The sequence below is a fragment of the Desulfosporosinus sp. Tol-M2 genome (assembly GCF_059735615.1).
The window spans coordinates 1-26,204 of record NZ_JCAIJG010000077.1 but is presented as its reverse complement, the minus strand read 5'-3'; the positions used below and the strand labels follow the sequence as shown (position 1 = coordinate 26,204).

Here is a 26,204-nt window from a genome sequence, read left to right as displayed (position 1 = left end):
GTTAAAAACTTGAGGTTAATTACTAAGGCTGCGGGGAATCACCATAATAATTTGATAGCCATCTCATGCTACTTACCAATGATTGATGCAATTAATGATCTGGAAGAATTTGATTTTCTTCACCCTGAGATTAAGTCCTTAAAAGAAATTACCCAGACATACTTCAATAGTAGAACTCCTACTTCTACCATAATAATTGGAAGAGATACCCTAAATTTATTTGAAGATCATCTGGAGATGGTGTATTTAAAATGTGAAACAGTTATTAAGGCTATCGAACAAGTTATGTCTGAACAGAGACGTGATCTTCTACCGGTACTTTGAAGCGAAGCTTCTATGTAAAAACTATGGCTAAGATACTGGAATAGATCATTCGCTTTCGGACTTAAAGCGAATGATCTATTCCTATCTTTGCAGGTTTTCCAGAAGCTGGGTCTTCTTTTCTTTTAATTTCTGCCTATGTTCCCGCATACGCTCAATCTCAGCGCCAAGTGTTGAATAATTCTTATCGTTAACCCTTGAATCCAGCCCCGTCTTGGCGTTGAACTTTACCAAACTCAACTACTCCCACAGCTTCGGATTGTACTATATTTCCCTGTAGTACCATTTTCTCCCTAACATACATATTATGAACTATCTTTGGAAAAAGGAGGAAATGCAAATGGCATTTGGAGCTGTTGATGGAGTTGTTGATGGTGCCGCTTGTGGTTGTGGACGCGGCTTTGGTGCAGGAATCGCTGTAGTGGTCGTTATTATTCTTCTGCTTATCGCAATGGGTATCGTATTCTAATTTAAAGGAGGAAAAAATTAATGTACGGAATGGGTTATGGTTTTGGCGGAGCATGCTGTCGCCCCCCTGTCGCCCCAGTTGCTGCTGGTTGTGGGGTTGGTGTAGGAATTATTGCTATTGCTATTTTGATTCTTATCGCTTTAGGTGTGATCTTCTAAAAAATACGATATTAAACAGGCTATCATTTTAATATAACTGGCGATTCATCCCCCATCCTCTATAGGTGGGGGATGAATCGCTCATTAGGCTGGAAATAGAAACCAGATCGTGCTATAATATAATCAGTCGTAAATACCAAGGAGATTGATTATATGCATCAATTAGACACAAATAACCATTCTGTGTTCCTGCTGACCTATCATCTTGTGATGTGTGTCAAATATCGTCGTAAGGTCATTGATGATAAGATTGCCAAACGCATCCGCGAGATTGGCGAGACGATTGGCACTAATTATCATATTACGTTTTTAGAGTATAACCATGATAAAGACCATGTTCACATTCTCTTCAAAGCCCACCCGAACACGGAAATCAGTAAATACCTCAACGCCTTCAAGAGTGCTTCTTCCAGACTGGTAAAAAAAGAGTTTCCCCAGGTAAGAAAGATGCTTTGGAAAGAGATGTTTTGGTCAAAAAGTTTCTGCCTTCTTACAACAGGCGGCGCACCATTGGCAGTCCTAAAGCAATATATCGAATCGCAAGGCGAAAGGAGTTGATTAGGCTTGCAAACGGTATACAGGTTTAGAATCTGGCCGACAAAAGAACAAAATTGAGTTGATATAAATGCTTCAAATGTATCGGCCCGGGGAATTCAAGGGACCCCGAACTCCAGAAGGGATAGACTGCACAATATCTAGTAACAGAAAACCGTCCCATACTTTAAAAGTTTAGGACGGCCTTCTTTTTCCTTACTACGGCTTATGATAAATTTGAACTTACGCAAAATGAAAGGGAATGCAAATAGTCGCGATTCCGATCACCATTTTTGCCCTTGTCATGATTACGGTTATTTTCTTTATTCTGTTTAGAAGAACTTTTTACTTCTTCTTTTTGAACTTCAGCTTGCTCTTGAATCTCTTCAGCTTGTTCTACCTGTTGCTCAGTTTGCTCTTGAGTCCCTTCGGCTTGTTCTACCTGTTGCTCAGTTTGCTCTTGAGTCCCTTCGGCTTGTTCTTCCTGTTGCTCAGTTTGCTCAGTTACTTGTCTGGCTTTATTAGCCGCTTTTGCTGCTTCTTTAGCTTCTTTATTATGTTTATAATAGTAGCCATATGCGTTACCCTGTGGAACCTTTTCCAGGCCCAAGGCTTTAGCAAATGTTGTCAGTATTTCTGTTGCTTCCGCGGAGAGATCTACTTCTTCATCCACTTGTGCATTGTTAACAGTTTCAGCACTTTTAGTATCAGCAGAGGTCCCTATAGTTGCTTCTTCCTCAGCAGCTGTATCTGTATCAGCAGTTTCAACTTGTTCAACTGGAGCAAGCTTTCTTTCCTTTTTCTCTACTTTGGCGATAGCTTTTTCCATCGCACGAACGATATTTAAAGCAACTCTTTCTGCAGCCTGAGCAGGCAGCTTTTCAAGAAGTCCCCCAAGGACAACCACATTATTTGTGTTAACCTTTGTCAGAGCCTCTTGAAGCTTCTGGTATTCATCTGAATCGGTATTCTCAACCTGCTCTAAAAATCCGAGCGCTTTTTCAACTTTAGTAGTATATAAAGTTAGTGCCTCTTCAATCTGCTCTTCATTAGCTTCCCCTTCTTTAACGAGCTCAGTCGCTTCAGCAAGATCTTCATTCGCTTGTTCTTCTAAGAGTTGTGCCTTCTCAATTGGATTACCAGCCAAAGCAACTTTGATTTTTTCAATTAACTCTTCAAGCCAAGAAAGAAACGAATCTGGCAAGGTTCCTGGGTCAACCTCTTGTCCAGCCTCATCAACGACGACTGTATCAGTCCCAATTGCGTCACAGTCAGTCGCTTCTGTAGCAGCCGTGGTACCTGTGGTCGTGGTATCTGCTGTTGTTGCCTCCGAATTTATTTCTGTAGCTTCTGTAGTTTCTGTAACCGAAGTTTGGCCTTCTACTGCTACCTCAGTGTTTTGCGCCTCAACAATAACTTCAGTGGGTTGTCCTGTTTCAGCTAAGACTAGACCTGCATTGACCGTAAAGGATAACATTAACGTTATCACTAGTACTGATAACTTTTTCATTTTACTTCTACTCCCTTAATAAATTTGGTCTTCCATTTTGTGGGTTGTTTCCCATTCCCCATACGCTTAAATACGAAGGCGGATTACATACTAATCAAAAAAACCCCCCTTTGGTAGCTGGCTGCCATTTTACAGGCCCTCTAGCTTTGCGTCCCTGCTTTTCAACAGGTTTGCCATCATCAGTAGTCTCCATGGAGTCTTTCTACCGCTGCTATTATATATTTTCGATAACGTTCTAAAATTTTTCGGGGTACCCCAGCATTTTTTTCGATTATTTTTAACGGGCTAGAGATTTGAATTTCATATCGTAGACTTGAACAACTCATGTATACTTTGTGATGCTCAAGGTTTCCCTCCTTTGCTATCTGTTTAGAAAAACCAATAATTCAACTATAATCACCATTGATTCTACATCCTCTGGAATCCTCTACAATATATAAAGGCCCTTGGTACCACCAAAGACCTTTATATGTTCTCTTATAGTTTATTCTTTATGTTTTTTGTTTTTTTCCTGACCATTATTCTGACCAGCCCCATCGCCCTCATCCACTTCTAATTCAGCCTTTAATTGAACCGGTTCAGGTGCTGTAGTTCCTTTAACCTTCTCATTATTTGTCCTTACATCTTCATCCTTTGGACCTTTACCTTCGGACTGTTCACTATCTCTCAACTTCTTATCCTCTATACCTTTTACTCCTTTTTCTTTATAAGTTTCCATTAGTTGTTTGACTGTCATTTCTTTATACTTATCTACATTACGTTCATCGACCGTTTGGCCAAGCACATTGGTGATAATATTATATTTACCGGGTGTAAGATCCCAATCTTTTGCATCCTGAACACTTTGATAGCCAATACCTCTGGCATCGACAGTCGCGTTTATATTCTTATTCTCGATTTCCTTTTCGGCTGCTTTTTCCAACTTAGCCGCTATACGCTCAGCTTTATCCTCGTTTTTCGCAGCAGAGGCAATCACGATAGTGCCTCCTTCTACCAAGTAACCGCCATCTTCTATACGGGCAACGGCTTGAGTAATTGCTTCCTCAATATTTTTGTTCTTTAAGCTAAGTCCTGCTAAAATATCCTTTGCATCTTCGTTAGTAGCTTCAAAGCCAATTACACGCTCAAAAAAGTTGACATCCATCATTATACTTGGGTTAACATCCAAGCTTACAGTATAATAAGGGGTTGCGTAAGCCCATGTCCCTCCGCCCAACAACATCATAAACATGGCAACTGCTGCCACCACAGCACTGACTCTACCTTTTCTCCATATTGTCTTTTCCTTAACGTATATCACATCTCCAATCGTGAAATTTCTGTTCTTCATTTTTACTACACGTCCGTCGTTCTGCAGCAATGCAGCGTATCCGTCTTTAATTTCCACTACGACTGCTTTCAACGCCCAACCTCCCCTCTGATATAGCTTAAATATTCCGAGAGATACGGATAGTCTCCATGGAGTATTTCTACTGCTGTTATTATATATTTTCGATGACGTTCTAAAATTTTTCGGGGTACCCCAGCATTCTTTTCGATTATTTTAACAGGCAAGAGATTTGAATTTCTCATTTCGTGGACTTGACCAGGTTTATCCAATAAATAAATAACAACTTTGGCACAAGCCACTTTTGTCTTTTGAGCCTTCGGGGAACAATCCGCTAAGTCCATAAACGAAAAGCCATAACTTGAGAGAATCTGGTTTATAGCCTCGATTTCTAGCTTTAGGTTATCATCGTTACTTATAATAACCGCATCATCCTCAATCTGCTCAACCTGAACCTCCGAGCTATATCGTCCTTGAGCCCTATAGTAATCGACAAGGCTTCTATGGATTATGAGTTCAGCAAAGGCAATAAAGCTTCCCCTGCCAAAGTCGTAATTTTTTAAAGCATCCGAAAAAGCGGACAGCGCGATTGACCACTCATCATCATTCTTAGACACATAGTGTTTCGCTGTCTTTGCGGCAGTTTTTAAAATGAAAAATTCATGTCGAGCAATAAACTCATCTAGCTTGTTTGAATCTTTTACCACATCGACAGCCATTTGGTCGAGTTTCCGCACTGACCTCACCTCCAGTTAGCGAGCATATAACAATATCGCATTCTGAACTTATCTCTTATTTTCTTGCCCTAAATAATACAAGTTGCCACCACTCCAAATGGATTATTAGCTGCCTTCCAGGCGTCTCCAGATCTCCTCTTGCTTTAAGATAGGCAGATCCCGGTAGCGATTTTCCGGCAGGTAGGGGTCAAAGTGGCAGACGGGTTTATAGGAACAATACTGACATCCCGTACTCTTCCCTCGCCGGTAAGGGGAGAGGGAAATATCACCGTTTAAAATTTCTTCACCCGTCTGACGGAACCTTTGATAAAGGTAGCCGCTGAGCAGGGAAAACTGATCCTCGCTCAGAACGTTTGATCCTTTTTTGAAGGTCCCGTCTTTCTTTAATTTTAATCTAAGTAAATCGGATTGCCCTGTGGAAAAGGAAGCATCCATAGCTTCCAAGACACGTGGATTGGCTAATAAGTACCCGCTGACTTTAACGGCTTTAACGCGGTGCTGTTCCAGCTCCTCCGAGCTGAGGGGTATTTTCTCCTCCAGCTGGGGTTCCAACACGGGAAAATACAGAAACCCCGCCGGAATCTTCTGAGGAAAGACGTCATCCCTTACTGCGGCAACTTCAGCCCCTACATTTTCGAAACCTGTTTCCAAGAAGGGCAAAGCGGAAGTCGTATTTAGCAAGACTTCAGCTCCATGCAAAGCGACATCCAAATAAGTAAGCAATTGGAGATTTAATCCATAATAGATTGAATCAAGCGCTAAGGATAATTCGCGGGATTTATAATCAAGGATCCGCAAATACACTTTTCCATCTAAGAACGCGGCATCGACACGGTCGATTTGCCCGCGTATCAGGAGTGAATCGTCTTCCGATAACGGAATGTCGACCCCAGGGAGCGTTTCTGTCGGGCCAAAACCCACTTCAAGCCGGATCGGCATAAATATCCCTCGGCGGGCATGCTCTCCGAGCACGCGCACAGCGTGATGAACGGTTCGTTTGAGTTTCTGAGTTAAATAGCGGTAGCGGGCGCTGCTCAGAAGGATCTCATGCTGTAGACTTGGGGCGAGCTGCTCCGCCAGTTCACTGACCAGGGCCCAGGATTCTTCCTTAGTTAATTTTCCCCAGTCTAAGCCCCGTTCCTGCAATTGGCTTGCGAAATCATGCAGGAGAGCATGGAAAAATTCACCCATATCCGGGCTCGATAGCTGATAGTTAGATCTTTCACGAAGCTTCAGACCATAATGGGCATAATGTCCAAAAGGACACCTGGCGAATTGTTCTAAACGAGAAACACTGGCCATCAGGCGTCTACCGTATAAACGGCGCGCCAGGGGGCGTTGAATCCTAACTTCCTGATTTTGGGTTACGAGACTGGACTGCAAACGCTTCGCTTGATTTTGGCGGCCAGGATCCTGATTCAACCACATTTCTGCAGCCTCCCAAAGGGGAGAAAGCAGCTTTCCTTTGCGCAACGTGCGGAGTTGTTCGGCATAGGCTTGCAGTGTAGAATTTGCTTGACAAATGAGGTTAATGTCCTCCTGGTTTCCCAGGAAGCTCTCTGAAAGCGGGAAAAGCTTCTTAAGCCGGGTGACAACAGGCGAAACCGCCAGCCCTTTCCCCTCTTCATCAGTCAAGGGATAACAGACAACAAGTCGTTCTGTAGCTCGGGAGAGTGCTGTATAGATAAAGAATTGTTCTTCAAACGTCTGAGCCTTCCCTTGCGGAGCCAGGGCGACCCCTGCTTTCTCCAATTGTTCCCTTTCCTCTGCATCAAGTACCCCGGCGGAGTCAGGTCGAGCAGGAAGTACACCCTCATTAGCACCAAGCAGAAAGAGAACCCGTACTTCAGGATTCCGTGAACGATCCAATGACCCCACCAGGACTTGGTCAAGCCCGGGGGGAATCAGCCCGAGTTCGATCGCTTCCAGCCCGGAAGCAAGAATTAAAGCATATTCCTCCAGCTCCAAACATTCTTCCCCTAATCCGGCGACTATTTCATCCAGGACTTGGATGACGGCTTCCCAGATTTGTTCGTGCAGCTTGGCCAAGCCGGGTTCTCCCATGGCTTGGTCTTTTTCTGACCACTTCTTTAAGGTCGCCGGAACATCAAGCCTTTCTAAGCAGGCATACAAAGTTTCGGTAACTTCCCGTACAGTTAAACAGTCAGCTTGGCTACCCGGTCTGACCTTTTGCATAAATGGGCTAAGGAAATCATAAATAGTCTGCCCGGAGGAGTTTAGCTCCGCTTGAAACTTAAGCTCGCCGGCAAGTTGGGCCTCATTTTGCCCCAGAGACCATTGACGATGATATCTCCAGGCTACGTTTCTGTTCCAGTCCTCTCCGTGTATTCCATGTTCGAGCACGTAGTTTTCCAGTCGATCGATGATATCCCGCGGAAGTGGGAAAAAATCCGTCTTCAAACAGCGAAAAAGTGGTTCGTAAGCCCAATGGCTCTCGGCCACTTCAGGTAGGGCTTGCATCAGCTCAATCAGGGGATGATGGAGGACAGAACGTTTATGATCTGAAAAATGAGGTATCTCATAGGCCGTGAACACCTGTGTAATCAGCTCATGATAACCTGTGAGGTCGCGAGTCATGACCGCCATTTCATTCCAACGGAGTCCTTCATCCCTCGCTAAACGTCGAAGTTCCCGCGCAATACCTTCCACTTCAGCCCGTCTGTTGACGGCTGAAAAGATCTGAATTCCTTCCCCTGTGGTACTCTCCGGACTAGCTGGGAACTCCTCGAGGGTGGACACTGCTGCCGAAGACTGAACCTCCCCGTAAACTACTGTCGGATAAGTGAAGAAATATTTTTCCAAATGCCGGAGCCAGGGATGTTTATAGCGTTTCGCATTCTTAAGCAAGGCGGGAGGGTGTAAAAGGGCACCGGTCTCGGCGGCAAGGCCTTGGAGATCTTGATAAGTTTGCCAAGCGCCGGCAAATAACTCCTCCCCCACTTTAAAAGGCCCCGCTTCCAGCTGACGTTCATCTGCCAGCAAAACCGGATCAAGTGGGGAAGTGATGACAACTTCTTTAGCCGTAGTCATAATGATTTTTAAGACTTCTAATTCCTGAGGGGTAAATCCCGTAAAACCGTCCACCCAGACCCGCGCCCCTTGGATAAGGGGTGCATCAGGGATCTTTTCTGCCAAAAGCGAAAGTTCATCATCAGGGTCACGGATTTCTTGTCCTAAAGCTGCTTGAAATTCTTCATAAATAAGGGCTAAGTCCTGGAGTTTATTCAATAATAGTCCCTTTGCATCTTTAACTTTACGTAAATCATCCGGGGTAATCCGGTAAGTCTTAAATTCTCCGATCGCTTGAGCGAGGAGATCGGCCATACCAGGCCGGGTAGCGGAGCGGGCGAATGCTTTTAAATGAAGACGATGCTTTAAGAGGATTCGACGCAGGAGCATCCGTTTGCCAAGCGCACCGATCAGGACTTTTTGCCCTCCCCCGGTTTCCGAAAACACTCGCCAGCCCAGCCGTCGAAAGCTCAAGACCTGGGCTCGCAAACTGCCGCCTAAATCAGGCGTGTTGGCTAAGGCTACTTCCATCTGATAGGTTGCCTGCTCGGGGACAAGGAGGATAAGAGGTGCTCCCCAAGGCTTCAGACGAAGTTCTTTGCGAATTTCTTCCAAACATAAGGTGCTCTTGCCTGTTCCGGCGCGACCGCATACGAAACGGAACCCCAAGTAAATCGCTCCCTTCCAGAGATATGAAGTTCCCAACCGCGAGGGAACTTTAAAGCAAACTTCTTTTTAAAATGCGATGTGCCGTACTTGGCCGATCATACTCAGGAAGGCTGCTCCAACAGCCGGGGAATAATTTGGCTTCAGTATTTGAAGGTTAGGAAACTCCTCTTGAACAGTGGAGCAAAAAGACGGTGCAACATATTCCCATATATGTGTTACAATTCCTCCGACCAAACCCACCTCCAAGACTTTGGTTTTCCGTAGGAGAGCCTTTGTTAATAAACCTAAAGCCTGGCCGGACTCTTTTAGGATCAAATTAGAGATAGCGTCGCCCGTCCGGGCGGCTTCTACGACCACCGGGACCAAAGCTGCCACTTCCTTGTTCGTGCGTTTACCCTGGTATAGCCAGCAGCTGATACCCTGCACTTGTGTCAATCCCAAATATTCGGTAATCAGAGTCTCTAATATGCTCTTGGGACCGTACCCGTCGAAAGATGCCAGCGTAGCTGCCAGGGCTTTACGCCCAATATCGTAGCCACTTCCTTGATCGCCGATGAGATGTCCCCATCCGCCTACACGAAAAACCTCTCCCTCTGGGTTAACCCCTAAAGCAACAGCCCCTGTTCCGGCCACTAAAACATTCCCGGAAAAATTCCCGCGCACGGACATTAAAGCCCCAAAGGCATCGTTTTCCAGAACCACAGGAACCTCCTGGTAAGGGATCATTGTTTCCAGGGCAAAGACCTTTAACCTTTGCTTAAGGCCATCAGCCATAACCTTCCAGTCCTCGGGTGTGTCAATACCGGCCAGACTGATTCCGATCCCTTCCGGTGTTTCCTCTTGTAAGGCATCGTAAATCCCCTCTGTAATATGCCGGACAGCTTGTTCCATCCCGACCGCATGGTAATTGCTCGCTGGCTTGCGCAAACAACGAAGTACTCGCCCCGAAGGATCCAGGGCGACAATCTCCGTTTTACTGCCTCCGCCATCCACCCCGATTTTTAAACGCATCCCTGTCACTTCCCTACGCTCATTGTTGTCCTTAGTGCAGAATGTCTTTTTGTAAGTAAATATGCATGGAACCTGGCATTCTTCAATAGGTATTAATATAGAAGCCGATTGGGGGGTGATTGACGTACGCATTTTTGTGTTATCCCGTAGGAAGCTGATATTTGGAATTCTGTTTTTAATCACCGTAGGAGTTCTTATCGCTATCTCCCTGCGTTCACTGACAATACCTTCCCTGGTTCGTGCTCCGGGTACCTATTATATGGCGCATACTCAGGAAAAGTTCATCGCCCTGACCTTTGATGATGGTCCGGACTCAATCGATACGCCGGAGGTTCTGGATATCCTTAAAGAAAAGAATGTCCGGGCAACTTTCTTTGTTTTGGGGCAGGCGGCTCATGCGAACCCACTTTTGTTAAAGCGTCTGGTTATGGAAGGACATGAAATCGGAAACCATAGTTTCCGTCATGATTATCAGCAGCGTCGTTTAGTTGAAGAAATCAAGCAGACAGACCAGGAGGTCTTTGCTGCGACCGGTACCCATACCTATTTCTATCGTCCTCCCGGCGGGTTCTTATCCCAAAATCAACTTAAAACTATCCAAAAAAATGGTCACATGGTGGCATTGTGGAGTGTGGATAGCCGAGACTGGTGTAACCCAGGCATTAAACAAATTGTGGACAATGTTATTAAAAATGTTTTCCCCGGCGCCATTATACTCCTGCATGATGGGGGTTACCAGCGTACGCAAACCGTTAAAGCGTTGGGTCCGCTTATTGATGCTCTCCAAGGGCGCGGCTATCGATTAACCACCCTGAGTGAGCTGAAAATGTTGGATTCTGAAATAAAGTAGTTTCCCTGAAATTTAATCGTTCGGTACGAACCCCCTGCCGAGGACTTCGCCGGCATTTTGGACCATCATAAAGGCTTGAGGGTCTACTTCCCGCACAGCCTGTTTCAGTCTTCCTAATTCGGGAAGACTGACGACACAGATAATCACATTTTTGGGCTCGTTAGAGTATGCTCCTCTGCCCTGTAAAAAAGTCGCACCCCGCCCTAAATCAATCATAATGCGGTTAACTAAAGCCTCGGATTGGTCGGATATGATGGTAACAGATTTCGATGGCACTCCATTCTGGAGGAGATCAAGTACACGCCCATAGACGAACAAATTTACCAATGTATACAATGCTACTCTTGAACCAAGTATAGCCCAGGATATCAGGATAATGACACCGTTAATGGCAAGTGCTGATGTTCCCATAGGCACACCGGATTTCCGTAGAATGACTTTGGAAACGATGTCTGTTCCACCCAGGCTGCCCCCGAGGCTAAATATAATGCTTGAGGAAATCCCTGAAATGACCCCTCCATAAAGTGCTCCTAAAAAAATATCGTTGATGGCTATAGGCTGAATACCTTTAAACAAATCAAGAAATATTGAATAAATTGCTAATCCCCATACCGTCTTAAAGACAAAATGCTTATTAATTTCACGCCATCCCAAGACTAATAACGGGATATTTAAGATAAAGGTCATCAGTCCAATCGGAAGCTTGATTGTATAATAAAGGAGCAATGTGATCCCACTAATTCCGCCACCTCCTAAGCCGGAAGGGACAATAAAACCCTGAACGCCGTAGGCGGAAGTGATGGCTCCTATGGCAATCCCAAGGATGCCGAGGATAGACCTTACTCTTTTAGTTAACTTCAAGTGGTTACCCCCTATTTTTGATGAAGTCTCCAAGCTCAGGGCATAATCAATTATACATATATTTGTCTTTTCAGTAAAGAATTGCTCATAGGTTCATTGGCAGGATACAGTGAAAAAATGCGCCGGTGTGAGATTTATATCTTCTCAACCAACGCATTAAATATTTGTTCATTTAACTCCCTTAAGCCCTTACATACTCTTTCTGTGTACATAGAGATTGGAGCTGGTTAATCGATTTGGCAGCTCCTTTAACTTGGTGAAAAATCCTGGTCCCGTCAAGACTTGTTCAATTTTAGGTAAAGTGATCTCTAATGCTTCTTTCAATACATCTTCGATGGTTTCCACCGTTACAATTTGAATCTTATTTTTAACTTCTTCCGGGACATCCTTTAAATCAACAATATTATCTTTTGGAATTAAGACTTTCGTGATCCCGGCACGTTCCGCGGCTATCAATTTTTCTTTTAATCCCCCGATCGGAAGAACAACGCCCCTGAGCGTGATTTCTCCCGTCATGGCAAGTTTTGCATCCACCATGATACCGGTAATTAATGAAGTAAATGCCGTAAATAGGGCGATTCCCGCAGACGGTCCATCCTTGGAAACCGCTCCGGACGGTACATGAACATGCAAGTCTTTTTCTTTAAACTGAATGGCATTCACAGGCAACCGAGATTTCAGAAGACTTAAAGCTATCCTTGCAGATTCCTTCATAACATCCCCTAGCTGACCTGTTAAGATGATATGATCGTTTCCAGGCATTTCTGTTGCCTCAATAAACAGGATCTCACCCCCCACCGGCGTCCACGCTAATCCGGTGACAACACCCGGCGGATTAATTTCCTGAGCCATGTCATGCCTTGACATTTTTCTGCCAAGAATCTCCTCCAAGGCATCCGCTTCAACAATATAAGGTTTTGCAATGGTTCCAAGTACAATCTTTTCCACGACACTTCGCGCAATGGCGGCCAATTGTTTTTTTAGTCCCCTGACACCGGCCTCCATGGTGTAGTCTGAAATTATTTTCTTTAATGTTTCATCGCTGATTTGGACATCAGCCTCCGTTAAGCCATGTTCTTCCAATGCTCCCATAATTAAATGATTTTTACCAATGTGAAACTTTTCATTCGTTGTATAGCTTGAAAGCTGGATAACTTCCATACGATCCAGCAAGGGGCCAGGGATACTTTCAAGTGAGTTTGCTGTTGCAATAAAAAATACGTTGGACAAATCGTAAGGCAAATCCAAATAATGATCTGTAAAGGTATTGTTTTGTTCAGGATCCAAGACCTCGAGTAATGCGCTTGCCGGGTCCCCGTTATAACCCGTCATCAATTTATCCACTTCGTCTAAAATCATAACAGGATTCATTACACCAGCCTTTTTTATACTTTGGAGGATGCGTCCGGGCATTGCACCTACATAAGTTCTGCGGTGCCCACGGATTTCAGCCTCATCGCGGATACCGCCCAGACTGAGTCTGGTATATTTTCGGCCTAATGCTTCCGCGATACTCTTGCCCAAGCTTGTTTTCCCTGTTCCTGGGGGCCCCACGAGCAAAAGGATAGAACCGTGTTTATCTTTTTTCAATTGCATGACCGCAAGATGCTGTATGATACGGTCCTTTACTTTTTCCAGGCCATAATGCTGCTCACCTAAGATACGCCGGGCTTCTCCAATATCGACGAGTTTCTCCGCTTTCATTTCCCAGGGTAATTCTACAAGAAGATCTAAATAGTTTCGAATCACATTATAATCCGAGCTCGCAGGATTCTGACTTTCCAGTTTGCTTAATTCTTCTAGTGAGGCTGTTCGAATCTCTTCAGGCATGTGTGCCTTTTCAATACGTGTTTTGTAATCTTTCTTCTTTTTGCCGGAGACTGGTTCGCCTTCATTCAGCTCTTTCTGAATCTCTCTCAGTTGTTCCCTCAACACTGCTTCACGATAATTTTTATTCGCTTTTTCGGAAAACCGTTCCGTCATTTCAATCTGGAGCTGAATTGTCTCTTTATAATGTAAGAAATAGTCGATAAACGTCAAACTGCGCTCCTTTAATGACGCTGTTTCCATCAAGGTATATTTTTCTTCCTTTGAAAATGGAAGAAACCGCGAGATATATCCTATCAGAACATTAAGATCCTTTATCTTATCAATCGCTTTTACAATACCCTCTGACTCTCTGAACAAGGATCCAATTTGATGAGCTATATTTTTAATATATGTCAGCATTTCTTTCTGACCGTTTTCGTTGAGGTCGATGACTTCCTGTACGGAAATCGTTTTTCCAGTGATCATGTTTTCTGCAATGTGAATATCAAATACTTCCACGCGGTTTAAGACCCTGACTTGGACATGGTATCCTTTCTCGCTGGGGTTGACCTCCAGTACTTCAAGGGCAACACCTGTTGTGTAGAAATCCTCCACTTTGATTTTATGTCGGTTCTGATGCTGCTTTATCGGCAACGCCACAATTTCATGATTTTTGTCCCGGATACAAGCCAGCTCATCCTCGCTTAAGTGGTCTACTCTTAATGGAAAAGTCATTCCTGGTAATAAAACCAGATTTTCTATTGCGAATATCATATAAATTACCTCCTCTTCATAAATGAATGCTCATTTAATTGTTAATAACGAGCTATTACCCTTGCTTAGGACTAATAGTATCTTTTGAGACCAAATATCCCTGGATCAGCCAGGTTTTAAAAATCTTTAAGAAGTGCTTTTTGAATGATATATATCAACTCGTTTAAGCGTTCCATTGCAACGTGTTCTGACTCACAACTTTTCACAGCAATCGTTTTTACGGGGGAAAATAGAAAAGCGTATAAATTATCATTGTTAAAGTCATTTAAGATTTGCCGTTTCTTTAAATCCGTCAGCAACTGATTTAAATACGCCGGTCCCTTCATCGAACGACAAGTGCTCTGAAGAACCGGGCAAGTACTGAATTGTTCAATAAAATGAAATACTTCTTTGTTTTCAATAATAAAGAAATAATATCGTCGAATCAATTCCGCAATTATGTCTTCTCCCACCATATTGGGACTTATACATTGAAGCAAATATTGTATCGTTTCTTCAGAATATTCCTGATAAATTTCTCTTAGCATGGACTCCTTATTTTCATAATAGATATAGACTGTCGCCGGAGATACGCCGGCAGCCCTTGCTATTTTTGAAATAGATGTACCCTGGAACCCCTCCTCCAGAATCAACTGCATCACTGCAATTTTAATGCATCTTTGCTTTTCGTCATCTTTTTTTCTCATGCGCGCCGCCTAACTTCTAGATAAAACTGATGATATATCTATCATAAACGATCGCTCATTTATTGTCAAGCAGAATGAGTGAAATCTATAAAGCAGGCGAGAACAAGCGGGCGCTTGATTCTTTCAAGCGTTCATGGACAGGGCGTTCTTGAAAGGTTTTCAGGATAAGTTCAATACTCTCGTTTATGTCTTGTTCAAAATCTATTTTCAGGCTTTCAACTAAGGCCTGGTCATATACAAAGGCACAGATCTCGAAATCAAGGAGGAAACTCCTAATATCCATGTTGGCGGATCCTACCGATGCAAGATGATTGTCGATGAAGAAGATTTTGGCATGAAGAGTACCTTTCATGTATTTGAAGATCTTTACCCCCGCTTGAAGCAATTCTTCAAAATAGGAATGCATTGCCCAGTACGTTAGTTTTTGCTCGGGGATTCCTTGCACAATAAGCCGCACGTCTAAACCGCTGAGCGCTGCTGTTTTTAAGGCCATCATCAGACTATCATCCGGGATAAAATATGGGCTTTCGATTGAGACACTGTGTTTAGCCATTGTAATAGCCTGGAAAAAACCCTGCAAAACTGACGTCCTGTTTGAATCCGGACCATCCCCAACAATTTGAACGGGCAGCACCTGCGGAATGAAAGTTGGCGGAAAATAACAGGCCCCTTGAACCTCTTGACGGGTCACAAAATACCAATCGTTCAGGAAAATAGATTGGAGAGTATGTACCGCCTCCCCTTCCAGTTTTAAATGCGTGTCCCGCCAAAAGCCTAGTTTAGCGTCACGAGACAAGTATTCATCTCCGATATTTAGTCCTCCCATAAAGCCGGTACATCCATCCACCACGACGATTTTACGATGGTAGCGCAAGTTAAGTCAGGCTGTTAGAAAAGGAAAACGAATCGGGAAAAACCATTCGGCCTGAATCCCTGCTTGTCGCATACTACTTATAAAACCGCCTGAAAGCGATATACTTCCCATTCCATCCAAAAGAACTCGAACTTCCACCCCTTCGACAACTTTGCGGGCTAAGATCTTCAAAACGTCCGCCCCTATTTCATCATCTTTATAGATATAATAGCTGAGGTGGATGTGATGCTTTGCTCCTTCTAAGGCATTGAATAACGCTTGGAATTTCTCGCCTCCATTCAAAAGGATTTCAACCCGATTATGATGAGTTAAGGGGGCAAAACCACTATTCAAAAGAAGCCTAACCAGTTTGTGGTGCGCATCCGTGTGTTGGGACGACATGTCGCCATGATGGCAGACAGTTTGCCGGCACACCTCTTTGGCTAATTGATAATCGGAAATATGTTTATAACGCAATAGATGTCCTTCAGTTTTCCGACCAAAGATTACATAAAGGATAAATCCCAAGACAGGAAGAAACCCGAGAATACAGAGCCAGCCCACAGTTTTTCCTGGTGCTCTGTTTTCTAAGAGTATCACTGCTCCAATCAGGATCACTTGAAGTGAGCTTATAAGTAGTAAAAAAGGCCATACCATCATATCAACGCCCTATCCGTACTGATTCCTATCTAAATGATGAAGAGTTAATAGTGTTAATTTTGTTGAACTTTATGAAAGGCACTATTTCTAGTATGCACAAAAAAGAGGAGCAATTATTGCTCACCTTAATATTGAGTTTAACGACAACTAGCTCGACAAACACTGAGCACTGGATTCACAGTTTGAATTAAACGTAACGAAAAAAGTTGTTCCATTCAAACCGGTATTTATATCAATTTTTGCTTTATGACGAGTTGCAATATTATAGCAATTAGCAAGCCCAAGTCCAGTTCCGATATCTTTTGTAGTAAAGAATGGTTTCCCCAGCATATCTAGATTTTCAATTGGAATTCCAATTCCCTCGTCCCGAACACTCAGAACTACATTCTGACCATCTTTATATGTTTTCAGCGTTAAGCATCCGTCCGCTTTCATTGCTTCCAGACCATTACGACACAAATTGAGAATAAGTTGACGGATTTCTTTCGTATTCAAATGAATTTGTGGAATTTCCCCAGGTTCGAAGATTATCTGCTTATTTTGTGTAAAAGTATCCGCTTGAATTAACGGAAATAGTTTAGAAATTAATTCATTTAAGTTACATTTACATACTTCTGTTTTAGTCGGCTTGGTTTTCGCAAGAGTTAAAAACTCTGTAATAATCGAATTTGCCCTGTCTATTTCATCTATCATTAACTTAAATTGACTCTTGAAGGCTTGCAGTTCAACTCGGTTTTGAAGTAATTGGAGGTAACCACGCACAGTGGTCATTGGATTGCGTATTTCATGTCCAATTCCTGCGGCCATTTGACCAATAATGTTCAATTGATCTAAGCGTTTCATTTCTTTTTCGAAACGTTTTTTTTCAGTAATATCTATATCTATGGAAATAAACTCTCGTTTTCCTCCAAATAAATTTATAGGAAATAACGTTGTAAAAATATTTTTTTTAATTCTTTGCTTATTAATATAAATCGATTCAAATGCTTTATATGGCTTCCTGGTTTTACATGATTCCAATAGGTCTTTGAATTTATTCATATTCGCAGCATTTTCTTTACTCCAGTTCAATTGGTCTAGAGTTTTACCTACTATTTCTTCACTAACCCAACCAAATATAGTTTCAGATGCTTTGTTAACAAATAGTATTTTTCCATCCTCATCATAACTTTGAATAGCCACATTTGGAGTATTATTAATAATAGTCTTCAGTCTTGCCTCACTTTCTTCCAAGACCTTGTTTTGAGATTCAATTAATCGAAAACGATCTACGCCCATTTCCCCTAACATTTCTGCAAGCTGAAGAAAATAATGCATAATTGAATCCAACTTGTCTTTTGAATAAATCGGTACATTAACTAGTTCTTTAAGGTACTTTTCCTCATCAAAGCCGTATTTTCTAGCCTGATTACGAAATTTTTCAATATCAGGTTTCTCAAATAAAAATTGTCCGTTAAATATTGAAGCTAAATGTTCGCCGTTAATAATAATTGGTGCTGCAGCATCAATTAAACCATTTGGACATGTATAATAAATATATGGTACAATACTACCCCGTTCCCTCAAGTGTTCTTTTAAATATTGGTCACTTTGTCTGCATGATAATTCAGTTTCGATATTTACCCTATGAAACTTCGTACAGATATTTTGCCAGGCTACTGCGACCAAAATATTGCCATCAATATCGATAATAGCTGAAGGAATACCTGATGCTAAATATAATCCTTCCATTAGCTTTTGGAGTTTTGGAATATCAAATATTTCAGAAAATTTATATTTCATCTGAAATGAACCTCCCGTGATAATATTTAAAAAACGTTCTAATTATTGTCTTTTACCAACTTTCATAGTGAATCATCTCTTCAAGTTTCTTACGCGGTCGAGCTTCCGGAAATTCGTTGGCATAACCAAGAGTAAGAATACCTACTACATATTTATCATCAGGAATATTTAAGATCGGTCTGACTTCTTCTTGGGCAAACCATGCAACCCAGCAAGTTCCTAAGCCTAAATTGTTAGCTTCAAGTACAATATGCTCAGCGGCAATGGCTGTATCTCTGATAATCCACTTTAGTTCCAACAGTGGACTATTTTCATTTAGCGATATTTCTCTATCATCATTTATTCTCGAACGTATATCTGCAACACACGCAATAAAAACTGGAGCTGTAAGCATCCATTTTTGGTTTTTAGATACTTCAGCTAATTTATTTCTAATTAATTCCGATTTTATTACAATGAAATGCCAAGGTTGTGAATTGTCACCAGAAGGAGCAAGCCTGGCACTCTCAATTAATTGAATAATTTTGACATCTTCAACTGGTTTATCAAGATATCTTCTTATACTTCTACGAATTTTAATCTGCTCAATCATAATTAGTGTCCTCCCTTTCGCTGCGCTCAAGGCACAAAAATTAAAGAAAAAAGCAATTTTTTCTTTATCCAAAAATCCTCTCCATATAATATTTTATCATTACCAGCACGTTCGGAAACAATTACTTACTGAACGTGTTCCCGTGGATGTCCCCTAATCATTCCGAAAGGGCGAATGGAACGCATCATTTTACTCGAAGTAATCAGGAACCATGCGATTCATCATGGTAATATTCTCTGGGGATAATTCGCCTCTACACCTTTCAACATTCTTCTTCGTTTTCCTCCTAAGGAAGAAAGTAAATGATCCAAGAAAGAATAAAAAAACTTGGTTGACTCCCATACGAAGACACTGTATTAACCCTTCTTGCAGACACTGTCTTCGCACGAATTATTCATTCTGTCAGCCTCAGCGAAGGTGACTGCCTAGTTGCCTTATACTATCTGACAAGCACAAAAAAGCCAGGCCGTTATGAAAAATGACGACCCAGCAATTCACGTTTAATCCCAGGTTAACGGGATTTCCACTTCCTCCACGCCCGGTAAGATCCCCATCCTAAGACACCGATAAGCAGATAAGGTAACGCATAGCCTATCCCAACGACTAGATAATTAAGGACATTCCATGCACTGCTTATAGTTTTCAGTACGGCATCCTGGGTGGCTTTCCAAGTATTACTCCAAGCGATTGGCTGCCAAGGATTCTTCACTTTGAGATTCGGGCTTTTCAGGGCGACGAACTGAAGGTTCACTGTGGAATACTCAACATTATTGTTCCAAAGTTTAAGTTGACCCTTTAGTTGTTCAATTTGCTGACGAATGTTGCCCAGCGCGTTTTCCACTTTAAGAACGTCTTCCACGGTCTTGGCCTGGTTTAAGATTTCGAGGTATCGCTTTTCCTCGGTCTCGAGAGTTTGTAGGCGAACCTGGGAATCATAATATTGATTGGTAATATCATTGGCTAACATGTGTTGCTCGAGTATTTTGCCCCAAGTGGGAAGAGAATCGTTTAACCAATTAAGCTTATCGGCCGGGATCTTAAGCGTTAAATGAGCGGATGAATTGCTGTCCGACCCGTTTTGTTGAGATTCAACTACATACCCGCCCATTTGTTGGACTTCACGGCTAATTTGAGTAACTGAGTCATTAATAGCGGTAACTTCGAGGGATAATGATAAATTATGTGTAATCTTTCTAGGGATATCGGAACCAGCCGGAGGAATAACCGCTGGGTCAATTGGGTCAGTATAGGTTAGGATAGCCTCACTTTTGGCTGACGAGTTAGCCGGACTATTTGAAGAGGGCGATTGCGGCGCCGCTATATCTCTTTCGGTCAAACTATTGTCGGCAGCCCCACCCTTAGACTCGATACCACCCGCTTTATTCGTGCTCGGCGTCTGTTGAACCATATCTTTTAATTGGGTTTCTGCGCTCCCAATATGCGGGAGTAGATTAAATGAATTGTTCATAATCCCTTGCCCGATGAACGCGAACATCGCTAATCCTACGACCAAAATACCGAGTTTCCATTGCCTACGCCCCGGTATCATACATAACCTTGTACGTATCCATTGAACGAACCTGTTCATACCAGTCACAGGTTTTTCTGCCCCTTCTTCTTTTGTCATTTTTTCAAGGGTTTTTTGTTTGATACTCTGCTTGATTTGCTCATTTTCTTCTGAGTCTGACTGGATTGTATGGAAGAAAGCTTTCATTCGTTTCAAATCACCATCTTCTTCCCAGAGAGATATGAGATCCGGTCGCTTTATAAACCATTTCATCAGCCTCTTCCTCCTTTGTCGGGGTTCCCCTGGTAAATTTTACGGAACCCTTTCTTCGCTCGGTATAATAGGCTGTCGACTGCACGTTGAGTTGTTCCTAAGATCTCCGCCACTTCTCCGGCACTATAACCCTCGATTAAGCGGAGTTGGATGACATTAACCTGTTGAGGGGAGAGTTTGGCCAAGGCTTCCCCAACACTCATAAGGGTTGCCCAGGTCTCACTATGATCAGATTCCTGAGGCAGGGGCTTTTGTATCTCTTCTAAAGTCAAGGCGGGAATGCGTTTATGTGTCCGGTAATAATCGACAATCTGATGGGAAGCAATCTTAAGCGCCCAAGCTTTAAGAGCGTTTTTTTTCTTTATATCAGGCAAACCCCGCCATACTTTCACGATAATTTCGGCAGAAACATCTTCCACATCCGGCTTAGGTACGCGGATGGATACAAATCGGTAGATTAATGGGAAAATTACTTCATAGGTCTCATCAAAGGATAAATCAGCTTCCACTTCATCGTCAGCCTCCTTCCTTTTTGCAAATACGCTCAAATTCCCACAAGAGTAGTTACCGAACTATCAAACCTGGACATTTTCGAAAGTAAAGGGGGGTTACTATATCTAAAGACGTATCCCGAACGCCTTTTCTGATGAAGTGAATCCATAAAATTTAGAAATAAGACTCGCGTCTTAACCACTTTGCAGAAAGGCAAACTAAAAAGGAATCCCATAATATCATATTAGACACAGTCTGACTTAAATCTCACTCACATGGGTGGTAAGTAGTTGACTTTTCAAACCCTCAATAAGCTGCCGCATAACGAAAATATCTTTGATGGCAACCCGAATAAAATTCCCCGGAAGACCTGTAAAGTTGGCACAGTCACGAACAAGAATCCCTTGTGCTCCTAAATGTTGGGTCAATTCTCCCGAAGTGTGATTGATTACTTCGATCAAAGCAAAATTCACAGTGGTCGGCCAAAGCCGTAAATTTGCGAAACCACAGCAAGTAAATTCCTCGTAGAATATTGACCTGCTCTCTCTCAATTTTTTCCGAACGTCATCAGAAAACTCCAGATCCTCCAGTGCCGCGATCCCGGCATGCTGCGCAAGAACATTTACGGACCAAGGATCGCGGTATTTTTCAAATCTGGCAAGTAATGACTTATGCGCAAAAACTGTACCCAAACGCAGACCCGGTAAGCTGTAAAACTTTGTTAAGGAGTATAACACAATAAGGTGTTCATTGGTTTCCAGATAAGTGCGCGCAGACTGACGTAACTCGTCCGGCAGAAAATCAAGGAAAGACTCATCGAAGAGAATCCGACATCCTAATTCTTTAGTTAGCCGGAGGATTAGTTCTAACATGTCTTTCCTGAGTAGACTTCCCGTCGGATTATGAGGGGAACAGAGAAAGAGTAAGTCACACCCTTGAAGGAATTCACGCCACTGTTGGTCTACATAACTCTCGTCTCTCGAGTTTTCACTTAGTACATCCAATTGATTAAATTTCGCCCAACCTTCGGGACCTAACGGCAGATAGCTCACTTCAGATCCTACAGAACGCGCAGCCCGTTCGTATTCACTAAAAGCCGGGATCGGGATGGCAACCTTTTTAGGCTTTAACGCTTGCACGACTGTGAATATTAAGTTCCCTGCTCCGTTACCGACCATGATTGATTCAGTCGGTATTCCCAAATTGTTGGAAAGCATTTTTCTTAAGAACCGGCTCTCAGGATCGGGATAATTCACAATCTCCGCCATTCCTTGTTTTAAAGACTCCCAAACCCCCGTTGGCGGCCCAAAAGGATTAATATTTGCGGAAAGATCGATAAATGAATCCGAGCCATATAATTCATACGCTCTTCGGAGATTTCCACCGTGCATAATTTCACCCCATATTTTCACACAATCGTCCATAATGAAACTCCCCGCAGCAAGCTGCGGGGTATCTGAATGATACTCGCTTCGCTCGTTAGAATAACGATATATGTTCATAATCCTTCTTCTTATGTAATTCCGTGTATTCTATGTCCATGCCTTGATTTGGATCTGGTATATTGTTAGTTTGCATTAACACTGTTATTGTTTGCTGCTTGCTTTGAGATAGTAATGATAGTAGTCTTTATAACCGTTTAATTGGTTGGATTCATTACCATTTTGATAGTGGCTAATACTAAAAGCCACAAATCCACTTACATAGGGTGAAACTCTGAATAATTGCTTATTAATCTGACGTTGTGATGCCGGCAGGGTTTTAATCTCATTCCCCCCAAATGTTTCGGTAACTGCGTAAAGAATTAGGCCAATTTCGTTGGCGGCCTTTTTGGTTGAGACATAGACTTCGTCCAAATCCCCTAACTTGTTAAAACCTGCTCCGATACTATCTTGTAAGGCAATAATATCTATCTTTGTATCTTTCAACACATGGCGGACTGAATTGGCCCAAATAGCTAAGGTCACAGGACCAGACAACAGCGCATTATAATACGGGGCGATCATTATAGATTTAATACTAGTTAATTTGATAGTAGGGCAATTTTTAGAAAGAATTGATTCAAATTTGCCTGTTGGTCATGAGTCAAAGCCATAAAAAAGTTAAACTCATATGGTATATACCAACCCACAAGTGATTGATGTTTACCATACATCATCATGATTTCTGTGACGATTAGACTATTAACCTCAGCTTCGTTGTTTAACCATATTTCGTCTTGTCTTTCGATTGACCACCAATCATCGTTAAACCCCAGGCCGATCCGGACATTCATCGCCATACTATCGGCTGCTGTCAGAGCCGTTTCAAGCATATCCACACTGTTGCTTGAATACCCATTCATTTTAGTCTGATACACAGCGTAATTGGATTTGGTATCGGCGACACTTTGAAGGATTATTTCATGAATACCTATAGTTTGTAACATTCGAAACTCTGCAACCCAACGATCATAGCTCCAACTCTGGCAATACCAATATTGAATAAAGGAACTGCTAAACTTAGGTCGAATCAGTATTTTTTTAGGAAACCACCGGAAAAATCGAACGATTCTTTTACACCAATTGAAAAGCGCCTGTACAATCTTCATCACTTTAAATCCTTTATCCGGTATTATTTCTATGTCACTTCGTCGAATTCTCTATTTCCCCTGGATAAGCCTATCCCCTTTCTGTATTGTATGAATGACTTATCATTCTTGTTAAGAGATTGATCATATTTTTTATCGGCAATAAGCCATGAAGAATCAATGTGATCTCCTAAACCGCGAAGTAAACCAGTGCTCAAGCAACTCAGATTGTCCTGAAAAATGAAGGTGCAGATAGGACGCGACGATATTATCCCGGGCATATCCTTCCATTCGCACAAAGTGATCTCCTTTGAACAATTCATAGGCGGGCGGGAACTCATGATCATGGGTCACGCGTGAATAATGAAATACATGCCCTTGAACCGTTGTCCCACGAGGACCTAAAAAAGTATCCTCCCGGAAGACTCCTCGTCGATAACCTATGTCTTGTAAATGTCTTGTCATATCTGCTTTCATGGAAATGAGACCGGCTAGGGGGAATTCTCTTCCTTCAAAATCCGTTATGGACTGTCCTAGATACATGTAACCCCCACATTCGGCATAAATTGGTTTACCACTCGCCCCATAAGCGCGAAGAGCGTCAAGGAAAGTGCGATTTTTGCTCAAATGGTCAAGATGCAGCTCTGGAAATCCCCCGCCGATAAAAATACCGTCAAGGTCCGGTGGGAGGGCAACATCGTGTAAAGGGCTAAACGGTAGAATTATAAAATTCAGGCGTTTTGCCAGGTCTAAAGCATCACGGTAGTAAAAGAGAAAGGCCTCATCCAGTGCCACGCCTAACCGGAATTTATCCACTTGAGTGATTGGCTTAGCGGGTAATAGGAGAGTATTCGTACTGGAACCATCTTCAATCTGCATCTTAGCGTTCGTTCTTCCAAAAATTGATTCGTTGAGATCCGGTGCGCCTAGCATAATACGTTCGATTTGTTCCAAATCGAGGTGTTTGGTTACCCGCTCGGCGAGTATATCAATAAAGCTATCTAATAGTCCGCCCTCCCCCACAGGGATCAACCCTAAATGCCGTTCCGGAAGATGCAGGGCCGCTTCTTTGGGAAGGACTCCGAGGACGGGGATTTGGAGATCATTCAAGGCTTCACTAAGTATTATTTCTTGGGCAGAAGATTTTACGCAGTTAAGGATAACTCCTTGAAGTTTCACTTCAGGGTCATAAGTATTAAATCCATGAACTAAGGCCGCTACGCTTCGGGACATCAAGGAAGCCTCGACAATGAGGATAATGGGAGCTTGAAGGAGTTTTGCTACATCGGCCGTACTTCCGAAACCAGCCGTTCCGCTCATACCATCAAATAAGCCCATCACCCCTTCAATCACCGCCCAACGCTCCTCAGAACTTTGAGCAAAGACGGAAGGAAGCTGCTCACCGAGAAGCCAGCAGTCAAGATTGCGGGAAGCCCGACCCGTTGCTGCCGCATGATAACTTGGATCGATGTAATCCGGTCCGATTTTGTACCCTTGGATTGGTCGCTCACGCTTTTTCAAAGCCGCCATCAGACCAGTAGCAAGGGTTGTTTTTCCCACTCCGCTATGCGTTCCCGCCAGGACAAGCCGAGGGATCTTCATGCTGTGTCTCCTTTCTTCGAGCCTCGCTAAACCATGTAAGCTATTAGTAAAGCTGTCAAAAGGGATAACCACGTTGCCGTGCTAACCAGATGACAACAACGAACAATGTCCGAGGCATTGACGGGATGAAGGGCATCTCCCATTTCCGCTCGGTGATGAGGCTGACCATGATAGCTGTTAATCCCGCCCAGACGAACGCCCAGTAACCCGGCAACGACGCTTTCCGGATTACCACCGTTCGGACTGGGATGACCTGAAGCATCCCGTTTCCAGATTTGGTAAGTCCGGCGAACCGGCATCCGCCTTAACCAGCCTGCTAGAAGTAAGAGAAGGACCGATAACCGTGCCGGCACGTAATTAGCCCAATCATCTGTTTGGGCGGAGAACCAGCCAAACTCCTCATACCGATCATTTCGGTAACCGACCATTGAATCCAAAGTGCTGATCGCCTTGAAGGCCATTGCCAGAGGCGCACCCCCCAGAGCGGCATAAAAAAGTGGGGATAAAATTCCATCGACGAAGTTTTCCGCGAGAGTTTCGATCGTTCCCCTGATTATTCCTTCTTCGGTAAGATTGTCAGTGTCTCGGCTAACCAACCAGGCAAGCTGAAGACGAGCCTCGCTTAAATTACTCTTTTGTAAAGGGACCAAAACACTTTGTCCCGCGTCTAACAGAGATTTACCGGCCAAAGAAGTAAAAACAAAATAAGCACTCACGCCAAGGCCCAACAAGGGATGAAGGGCATTCGCTCCCCATACTGCAACCCAGGTGAGCAGATAACTTCCTCCCACCACCAGGAAGGTTAACAGAACTCCATACCGACGACGTATCACTGGAGTCCCCAAGTTCAAATGCCGTTCTAATAAGGCAATGAAGTTTCCAATTCCCACGACAGGATGGGGCCAGCGGCGGGGATCCCCAATGACTTGGTCGAGAAGAAAGCCGATCAGTACAATGAGCGGGGGAGTCGCTGAGAGCATAGTCATCGTATTCATCATTTTAATTTACCCGGTCTTTCCTTAAGATCCCACCCCTAAGCTCCCCCCTATACTCCTGTCTCTTATTAACATCTGACGCTGCCCACGCAATGCAGTGTGTGAATACACGTGGGCACCCCACCATTTACAA

The 26,204-nt window shown here is 43.2% G+C and carries 23 protein-coding genes, 1 pseudogene and 1 riboswitch; of the genes and pseudogenes, 5 read left to right on the top strand and 19 right to left on the bottom strand.

Annotated elements, in window-relative coordinates; all coding sequences use genetic code 11:
* On the top strand, nucleotides 1–324 hold a 324-nt coding region (locus AC6I5A_RS06110; protein ID WP_497900542.1), incomplete at its 5' end, for a hypothetical protein.
* An 81-nt stretch (nucleotides 325–405) separates the two neighbouring features.
* On the opposite strand, the gene AC6I5A_RS06105 is transcribed toward AC6I5A_RS06110, so the two are convergent.
* Nucleotides 406–555: a hypothetical protein gene (locus AC6I5A_RS06105; RefSeq protein ID WP_497900541.1), complete on the bottom strand. Its 150-nt coding sequence runs from the start codon at nucleotides 553–555 to the stop codon at nucleotides 406–408.
* Nucleotides 556–661: 106 nt separating this feature from the next.
* Here AC6I5A_RS06105 and AC6I5A_RS06100 point away from each other — a divergent pair, with 106 nt between their 5' ends.
* From AC6I5A_RS06100 to tnpA, 3 genes are all read left to right on the top strand, one after another.
* A complete protein-coding gene (locus AC6I5A_RS06100) occupies nucleotides 662–790 on the top strand; it encodes a hypothetical protein (RefSeq protein ID WP_034613013.1) in 129 nt (42 codons plus the stop codon).
* A 20-nt stretch (nucleotides 791–810) separates the two neighbouring features.
* A complete protein-coding gene (locus AC6I5A_RS06095; protein ID WP_497900540.1) occupies nucleotides 811–948 on the top strand; it encodes a hypothetical protein in 138 nt (45 codons plus the stop codon).
* 153 nt (nucleotides 949–1,101) lie between these two features.
* Complete coding sequence (tnpA, locus tag AC6I5A_RS06090; protein ID WP_034613011.1) at nucleotides 1,102–1,506, top strand: IS200/IS605 family transposase; 405 nt, start codon at nucleotides 1,102–1,104, stop codon at nucleotides 1,504–1,506.
* A gap of 202 nt (nucleotides 1,507–1,708) precedes the next feature.
* On the opposite strand, the gene AC6I5A_RS06085 is transcribed toward tnpA, so the two are convergent.
* From AC6I5A_RS06085 to AC6I5A_RS06065, 5 genes are all read right to left on the bottom strand, one after another.
* Nucleotides 1,709–2,992, bottom strand: a complete 1,284-nt coding sequence (locus AC6I5A_RS06085) for a DUF5667 domain-containing protein (RefSeq protein ID WP_052167929.1) — start codon at nucleotides 2,990–2,992, stop codon at nucleotides 1,709–1,711.
* A gap of 109 nt (nucleotides 2,993–3,101) precedes the next feature.
* A riboswitch (cyclic di-GMP riboswitch) is annotated at nucleotides 3,102–3,177 on the bottom strand.
* Nucleotides 3,178–3,476: 299 nt separating this feature from the next.
* A complete protein-coding gene (locus tag AC6I5A_RS06080) occupies nucleotides 3,477–4,394 on the bottom strand; it encodes an anti-sigma-I factor RsgI family protein (RefSeq protein WP_034613008.1) in 918 nt (305 codons plus the stop codon).
* The gene (locus AC6I5A_RS06075; RefSeq protein WP_052167928.1) at nucleotides 4,391–5,056 is read right to left on the bottom strand and encodes a sigma factor; all 666 of its coding nucleotides are present in this window, start codon (nucleotides 5,054–5,056) and stop codon (nucleotides 4,391–4,393) included. Before AC6I5A_RS06075 ends, AC6I5A_RS06080 begins: the two co-directional genes overlap by 4 nt.
* Nucleotides 5,057–5,161: 105 nt before the next feature.
* On the bottom strand, nucleotides 5,162–8,755 hold the full coding sequence (gene addB, locus AC6I5A_RS06070; RefSeq protein ID WP_497900539.1) for a helicase-exonuclease AddAB subunit AddB: 3,594 nt from the start codon (nucleotides 8,753–8,755) through the stop codon (nucleotides 5,162–5,164).
* Nucleotides 8,756–8,821: 66 nt separating this feature from the next.
* A complete protein-coding gene (locus AC6I5A_RS06065; RefSeq protein WP_034613006.1) occupies nucleotides 8,822–9,766 on the bottom strand; it encodes an N-acetylglucosamine kinase in 945 nt (314 codons plus the stop codon).
* Between the two features lie 118 nt (nucleotides 9,767–9,884).
* Here AC6I5A_RS06065 and AC6I5A_RS06060 point away from each other — a divergent pair, with 118 nt between their 5' ends.
* Nucleotides 9,885–10,616, top strand: coding sequence for a polysaccharide deacetylase family protein (locus AC6I5A_RS06060; protein WP_034613032.1), 732 nt, complete (start codon nucleotides 9,885–9,887; stop codon nucleotides 10,614–10,616).
* A gap of 12 nt (nucleotides 10,617–10,628) precedes the next feature.
* Here AC6I5A_RS06060 and AC6I5A_RS06055 read toward each other — a convergent pair whose 3' ends face one another.
* The 13 genes and pseudogenes from AC6I5A_RS06055 to cbiB form a co-directional block, all read right to left on the bottom strand.
* On the bottom strand, nucleotides 10,629–11,477 hold the full coding sequence (locus AC6I5A_RS06055; RefSeq protein ID WP_034613002.1) for a YitT family protein: 849 nt from the start codon (nucleotides 11,475–11,477) through the stop codon (nucleotides 10,629–10,631).
* 189 nt (nucleotides 11,478–11,666) lie between these two features.
* The gene (lon, locus tag AC6I5A_RS06050; RefSeq protein WP_052167927.1) at nucleotides 11,667–14,060 is read right to left on the bottom strand and encodes an endopeptidase La; all 2,394 of its coding nucleotides are present in this window, start codon (nucleotides 14,058–14,060) and stop codon (nucleotides 11,667–11,669) included.
* Nucleotides 14,061–14,176: 116 nt separating this feature from the next.
* The gene (locus tag AC6I5A_RS06045; RefSeq protein WP_034612999.1) at nucleotides 14,177–14,746 is read right to left on the bottom strand and encodes a TetR/AcrR family transcriptional regulator; all 570 of its coding nucleotides are present in this window, start codon (nucleotides 14,744–14,746) and stop codon (nucleotides 14,177–14,179) included.
* 85 nt (nucleotides 14,747–14,831) lie between these two features.
* Nucleotides 14,832–16,256: pseudogene (gene cls / locus AC6I5A_RS06040) on the bottom strand (cardiolipin synthase).
* Between the two features lie 150 nt (nucleotides 16,257–16,406).
* Nucleotides 16,407–18,041 carry a PocR ligand-binding domain-containing protein gene (locus AC6I5A_RS06035; RefSeq protein WP_052167926.1) on the bottom strand — a complete coding sequence of 545 codons (1,635 nt, stop codon included), beginning with the start codon at nucleotides 18,039–18,041 and terminating at the stop codon, nucleotides 16,407–16,409.
* A gap of 52 nt (nucleotides 18,042–18,093) precedes the next feature.
* On the bottom strand, nucleotides 18,094–18,633 hold the full coding sequence (locus AC6I5A_RS06030; RefSeq protein ID WP_034613024.1) for a nitroreductase family protein: 540 nt from the start codon (nucleotides 18,631–18,633) through the stop codon (nucleotides 18,094–18,096).
* Between the two features lie 511 nt (nucleotides 18,634–19,144).
* Complete coding sequence (locus AC6I5A_RS06025) at nucleotides 19,145–20,413, bottom strand: DUF4349 domain-containing protein (RefSeq protein ID WP_034612998.1); 1,269 nt, start codon at nucleotides 20,411–20,413, stop codon at nucleotides 19,145–19,147.
* On the bottom strand, nucleotides 20,413–20,922 hold the full coding sequence (locus AC6I5A_RS06020) for an RNA polymerase sigma factor (protein ID WP_034612995.1): 510 nt from the start codon (nucleotides 20,920–20,922) through the stop codon (nucleotides 20,413–20,415). The genes AC6I5A_RS06025 and AC6I5A_RS06020 overlap by 1 nt, the downstream gene beginning before the upstream one ends.
* A 243-nt stretch (nucleotides 20,923–21,165) precedes the next feature.
* Nucleotides 21,166–22,296, bottom strand: a complete 1,131-nt coding sequence (locus tag AC6I5A_RS06015; RefSeq protein WP_034613021.1) for a pyridoxal phosphate-dependent aminotransferase — start codon at nucleotides 22,294–22,296, stop codon at nucleotides 21,166–21,168.
* Nucleotides 22,297–22,491: 195 nt separating this feature from the next.
* Entirely contained in the window at nucleotides 22,492–22,911 is a 420-nt protein-coding gene (locus tag AC6I5A_RS06010; RefSeq protein WP_497900538.1) for a DUF4434 domain-containing protein, read from the bottom strand.
* 17 nt (nucleotides 22,912–22,928) lie between these two features.
* Nucleotides 22,929–23,495, bottom strand: coding sequence for a DUF4434 domain-containing protein (locus AC6I5A_RS06005; protein WP_497900537.1), 567 nt, complete (start codon nucleotides 23,493–23,495; stop codon nucleotides 22,929–22,931).
* Nucleotides 23,496–23,651: 156 nt separating this feature from the next.
* Nucleotides 23,652–25,076 (bottom strand): cobyrinic acid a,c-diamide synthase CobB, encoded by a 1,425-nt coding sequence (locus AC6I5A_RS06000; RefSeq protein ID WP_034612992.1) that lies wholly within the window; start codon nucleotides 25,074–25,076, stop codon nucleotides 23,652–23,654.
* A gap of 26 nt (nucleotides 25,077–25,102) precedes the next feature.
* Complete coding sequence (gene cbiB, locus AC6I5A_RS05995) at nucleotides 25,103–26,074, bottom strand: adenosylcobinamide-phosphate synthase CbiB (protein ID WP_497900536.1); 972 nt, start codon at nucleotides 26,072–26,074, stop codon at nucleotides 25,103–25,105.
* Between the last annotated feature and the right edge of the window lie 130 nt (nucleotides 26,075–26,204).